The 2,505-nt window shown below is 42.5% G+C and carries 3 protein-coding genes; all 3 read left to right on the forward strand.

What is annotated here, in order from left to right; translation table 11 throughout:
• Positions 1-351: 351 nt before the first annotated feature.
• The 3 genes from C7I86_RS19275 (at position 352) to C7I86_RS18800 (ending at position 1,577) form a co-directional block, all read left to right on the forward strand.
• Positions 352-915, forward strand: a complete 564-nt coding sequence (locus C7I86_RS19275; RefSeq protein ID WP_234376113.1) for a protein rep — start codon at positions 352-354, stop codon at positions 913-915.
• A gap of 198 nt (positions 916-1,113) precedes the next feature.
• Positions 1,114-1,395 (forward strand): hypothetical protein, encoded by a 282-nt coding sequence (locus tag C7I86_RS16680; protein ID WP_148284602.1) that lies wholly within the window; start codon positions 1,114-1,116, stop codon positions 1,393-1,395.
• 20 nt (positions 1,396-1,415) lie between these two features.
• Positions 1,416-1,577: a hypothetical protein gene (locus C7I86_RS18800; protein ID WP_158711137.1), complete on the forward strand. Its 162-nt coding sequence runs from the start codon at positions 1,416-1,418 to the stop codon at positions 1,575-1,577.
• Positions 1,578-2,505 lie beyond the last annotated feature (928 nt).

Here is a 2,505-nt window from a genome sequence, read left to right on the forward strand (position 1 = left end):
AACGATGCGAAATGGGACGATAGGCGCTCCGAAACGGATCAGGTAAGGGAATTATATCGGGGGACTCGTTACGACTCCTTAGCGGGCAGAATAAGTGCCTGTAGTGGAAGATTAGAGTTTGGATTTGAGATACAAGAAACCGGGGAAAGTAAATTAAGGCTCAAATCAGCCCGGTTCTGTAGAGTAAGGCATTGTCCGGTCTGCCAGTGGCGGAGGTCTCTTATGTGGCGTGCTAAAGCTTTCAAAATACTTCCCCAGATAGTCGAGGCTTACCCTAAGCACCGGTTCATTTTCCTGACCCTGACCGTTAGGAATTGCGAGCTGGGCCAACTGAGGGAAACCATCACGGGCATGAACCAAGCCTGGGGCCGGTTAGTGAAACGGGCAAAATGGCCCGCTGATGGTTGGATCAGGTCTTTGGAAGTAACGCGAGGAAAAGATGGCTCTGCCCATCCCCATTTCCATTGTTTATTAATGGTTAAAGCCAGTTACTTTTCCCATGGCTATATTAGTCAAGAAGTCTGGACTAAGCTATGGGAAGAATCCCTTAGAATAAATTATCGTCCCATTGTTCACGTACAGGCAGTGAGACCTAAGAATAAGGAAACACTTGATACTCTCCAAGCGATTTTAGAAACCCTAAAATACTCCGTCAAGCCCGACGATCTAATCGGTGAGTCTGAAGAACCGACAGAGGAGAATAAGCAATGGTTAGTAGAGTTAACTACCCAGCTCCATAAAACCAGAGCGGTGGCAACTGGAGGGATATTAAAGGAATACCTAAAAGAGCTTGAGAAGGAACCTGAAGATTTGATTCACGCCGATGACGACTCCGAGCCTGATAACTCGATTGCCTCTGTTATCTTTGATTGGGAACAGAGGATTAAAAAGTATGCAATGAATGATAGAATATAAGCAGTTATTAAGTTTTTGACGTGGCAAGTAGAACCCCCTGATTGCGCCTCAGGGGGTTTTGCTTATCTATGGCCCTATTGGACATTTTTGGTCGTTGTACGTTTCCCGTACATATTCCCGTTAACAAGTTTGTTGACAATTCCCGTTAACAGGTATAGCATAGCGATATACAGAAACATGTTAACAGGTATAAGCCTTATGGATAAGCCAGTTGGGGGACGTGGGAAAAAGGCTCCCTATCAAACAACCCATATCCGAGTCCCCCTGCCTGTTAAGGATAAGGTGGAGCAATTAATCAAAGAATATCGGGAATCAGGAACTAACCAAAACAGTTCTGATTCACAGCAAATAATCAGTTTGGAGGATGCCAAATTATTATCTAAGAAGCTTTTGAAGTCTAAAACCAAAAATATAGAAAGCCATGCAAAGCTGTTAACAGCTATTTATGGGATACAGGTTTCTGCTTCTGATTTACTCTAAATTGAAGGTGTTAACAGGTTATGGAAAAGCCAGTTGGGGGACGTGGGAAAAAGGCTCCTTATCAAACCATTACCATTAGAGTCCCCATTCCAATTAAGGATAAAGTGGAAAAGTTAATTGAGGAATATCGCCTTTCACTAAGGAATGATGAGCATAAAGAACAGTCTAATTTTTGGCTTTAAATTCGTCAATTTGACGAATTTGCTACTAAGCTATTTTCTTAATTGAGTAAGTCTATTAAGCTTAAATATTAAATTATTTAATATTTCTAAATTATCGTGCTAACCCAGTCACTGTTGGTTAGAAAAACTCAAAAATAGAAACCTCTAGGCTCCCATCATTTTCCAGGTTATAATATTAGCAATTGTGCAATGCTGGAGAGCAACACAAGGAACCGACAGAAGGAAACGACCCTTATAGTCTGAAATGAGTAAGCAAAGGGTCGTTTTCTATTGGCACTAAGAATTATTCCTTAAACAAATAATTATGTATTGACTTTACTGGGTTTAGGCGTTTTGCGCCTAAGTTTTTGACAAGGTTGGGAGCTTCAGAGCAATTTGTCAGGCCCTAGACCTCCACTACTGGGAACAGGGGTAAATGAGTGCCGATAAGTCCCCTTAAGTTTCATGCGGCCCCCAGGGGCCGTATGGTCATTCAACGCCCCCTAATTAGTCCCTAAACCCTGCCAAATATGGCATTTCATCTTTTCAGGTTTCCCCAAGGTTTCAACTTTCCTCCTTATATTTATTACTGAGGGATAAGTCGCGGATGACAAAATTTGCTGAAACCCTTACCAGATAAGGCATAGAAGCCTATTGACAAAGTAGAAACCCTCTAGCTAAGCTTTGAGTGTCACTTCAAAAACTCAATATCTAGAGGGCTCCAAGATGTCTAGAACTCTTGTGGAGGACTGCTTGCAACAGTCTGACAAGGTAGTTAAGTCGAATCTAATCGACAAAGTTTTACTGCGTCAACTATCCCCAAACGATGCGAAATGGGACGATAGGCGCTCCGAAACGGATCAGGTAAGGGAATTATATCGGGGGACTCGTTACGACTCCTTAGCGGGCAGAATAAGTGCCTGTAGTGGAAGATTAGAGTTTGGATTTG

Origin of the sequence: Synechocystis sp. IPPAS B-1465, assembly GCF_003015225.1 — a bacterium.
In the GTDB taxonomy this organism is placed as follows: domain Bacteria; phylum Cyanobacteriota; class Cyanobacteriia; order Cyanobacteriales; family Microcystaceae; genus Synechocystis.

What these genes read in the sequence shown, in the direction of transcription:
- C7I86_RS19275 (WP_234376113.1), top strand. Translation starts at nt 352, where the DNA reads ATGAACCAAGCCTGGGGCCGGTTAGTGAAACGGGCAAAATGGCCCGCT.
- C7I86_RS18800 (WP_158711137.1), top strand. Translation starts at nt 1,416, where the DNA reads ATGGAAAAGCCAGTTGGGGGACGTGGGAAAAAGGCTCCTTATCAAACC.
- C7I86_RS16680 (WP_148284602.1), top strand. Translation starts at nt 1,114, where the DNA reads ATGGATAAGCCAGTTGGGGGACGTGGGAAAAAGGCTCCCTATCAAACA.